Genomic DNA, 1,752 nt, shown 5'->3' with positions numbered 1-1,752 from the left:
AACAGCACGGTCGGGTCGAGGTTGCCCTGGAGCGCCTTGCCGGGGCCGACGCGGCGGACGGCCTCGTCCAGCGGCACACGCCAGTCGACGCCGACGACGTCCGCGCCGGCCTCGCCCATGAGGCCCAGCAGTTCGCCGGTGCCGACGCCGAAGTGGATGCGCGGGACGCCGTAGCCGGCCACGGCCTCGAAGACCTTCGCCGAGGCGGGCAGTACCGAGCGCCGATAGTCGACGGGGGCCAGGGCGCCGGCCCAGGAGTCGAAGAGCTGGACCGCGGAGGCGCCCGCCTCGATCTGCACCTTCAGGAAGGCGGTCGTGATCTCCGCGAGGCGGTCGAGCAGGTCGGCCCACAGCTCGGGGTCGCCGTACATCATCGCCTTGGCGTTCTCGTACGTGCGGGACGGGCCGCCCTCGACGAGGTAGCTGGCGAGGGTGAACGGAGCGCCGGCGAAGCCGATGAGGGGCGTGGCGCCGAGCTCGCGCGTCAGCAGGCCGATGGCCTCGGTGACGTAGGAGACGTCCTCGGGGGTCAGATCGCGGAGCTGCGCGAGGTCCGCGCGAGTGCGGATCGGGCGCTCGACGACCGGGCCGACGCCGGGCTTGATGTCGAGGTCGATTCCGATGGCCTTGAGCGGGACGACGATGTCGCTGAAGTAGATCGCCGCGTCCACGTCGTGCCGGCGCACCGGCTGGAGCGTGATCTCGGTGACCAGTTCGGGCCGCATGCAGGACTCGAGCATCGGAATGCCCTCGCGCACCTTGCGGTACTCCGGCAGTGAGCGCCCCGCCTGCCGCATGAACCACACCGGAGTGTGCGGCACGGGCTCGCGCCGGCAGGCCTTGAGGAAGGCTGAGTCGTACGTGACGGACGGCTGCTGGGCCCGGGGGGCGTCGTTGGCACTCACGGGGCCAAGTTTCGCACGCCGTCAAGGAGCGCGATTCAGCCCCTGGAGCGGCGCGGGGTGTCTAGCCCGGCACGCGGGGCCCGGTCCCCGTAACCTTCCCGCATGGCTGCGGCTCAGGGACGACTGTCGGACGGCGCTGGCGGAATGGACGAAGCGAAGGACACCGAGAACGACCGGAGGGAGGCGGACACCGCCCCGCTGCCCTTCCGGTCCGCCGTCGACGCGCTCAGGACGGCGCGGCTGCGGCCCCAGATCGAGATCGAGCCGACGCGCCCGCCGCAGCGGCTCGCCCCCTACACCTACGCGCTGGAGGCGGCGGTCGTCGACGGCGACCAGGATCTGGCCGACGGCCGGCTGGTGCTGCTGCACGACCCGGCGGGGCACGAGGCCTGGCAGGGCACGTTCCGGCTGGTGACGCTGGTGCGCGCGGAGCTGGAGCCGGAGATGGCGGCTGACCCGCTGCTGCCGGAGGTGTGCTGGTCCTGGCTGACCGGCGCGCTCCAGGCGCGCGGGCTGGCGTGCGGGGAGCCGAGCGGCACCGTCACGCGTGCGAGTTCGCACTACTTCGGCGGTCTGTCCGCGCGCCCGGCCGCCTCGCAGATCGAGATCCGTGCGTCGTGGACGCCGCGCGAGGGCCTGGGCGACGTTCCGGACACGGCCGCGCACCTGTCGGCCTGGTGCGATCTGCTCGCCCAGGTCGCGGGACTGCCGCCGGCCGGGCCCGGCGACGCGTCGGTGGTGACCCTGCCGCAGCGGCGGGGACCCCAGTCCCGCTGACCGCGGGCCCGCTGATCGACCCCTGACCGCCCCGCACTGATCGACCTTGTGCGGGGCGGTCAGCCATGTC

Annotated in this window: 2 protein-coding genes; one reads left to right on the top strand and one right to left on the bottom strand. The window is 73.3% G+C overall.

Going from position 1 to position 1,752, the window contains the following annotated elements; translation table 11 throughout:
* The coding region (gene hemE / locus ACFTZL_RS44650; RefSeq protein ID WP_382596295.1) for a uroporphyrinogen decarboxylase at positions 1-905 on the bottom strand (905 nt) is incomplete at its 3' end.
* A 102-nt stretch (positions 906-1,007) separates the two neighbouring features.
* Between hemE and ACFTZL_RS44645 the strand changes: the two genes are divergently transcribed.
* Positions 1,008-1,682 carry a DUF3000 domain-containing protein gene (locus ACFTZL_RS44645; RefSeq protein WP_382596292.1) on the top strand — a complete coding sequence of 225 codons (675 nt, stop codon included), beginning with the start codon at positions 1,008-1,010 and terminating at the stop codon, positions 1,680-1,682.
* Positions 1,683-1,752 lie beyond the last annotated feature (70 nt).

This window comes from Streptomyces sp. NPDC056948, assembly GCF_042674225.1.
Lineage (GTDB): Bacteria > Actinomycetota > Actinomycetes > Streptomycetales > Streptomycetaceae > Streptomyces > Streptomyces purpurascens.
Note: the sequence above shows the minus strand (reverse complement) of the source record. Positions and strands in the feature narration are given on the sequence as shown.

Coding starts and splice junctions, on each gene's coding strand:
- ACFTZL_RS44645 (WP_382596292.1), top strand. CDS start 1,008: ATGGCTGCGGCTCAGGGACGACTGTCGGACGGCGCTGGCGGAATGGAC.